The 266-nt window shown below is 80.5% G+C and carries 1 pseudogene; it reads right to left on the minus strand.

The features are described 5' to 3' along the window. A pseudogene (locus tag GT030_RS12210) lies at positions 1-266 on the minus strand (MFS transporter); the annotation flags it as partial.

Genomic DNA, 266 nt, shown 5'->3' on the forward strand with positions numbered 1-266 from the left:
GCAGGCCCGCCGCGCACGACCCCGCCGCCTGGAGAGCGAGCACGGCCCCGGCCAGCGCACGCTCCCCCCGGGCGTCGGCGAAGGCCACGGTGACGACCTCCATCGACCCGAACACCGCCCCGGTCGCCGTGAAGCAGACCAGCAGGGGCCGGATGCCGGGGGCGCGCAGCGGGGACGGCGCCCGGGTGCGGGGGCTGGGCGGGGGCTCGGTCGCGCGCTGGGCGGTGAACACCAGCATTCCGGCCGCCAGCAGCGCGGCCCCGGCG

This window comes from Streptomyces sp. SID1328 (assembly GCF_009865595.1).
Classification (GTDB): Bacteria; Actinomycetota; Actinomycetes; order Streptomycetales; family Streptomycetaceae; genus Streptomyces; species Streptomyces griseoluteus.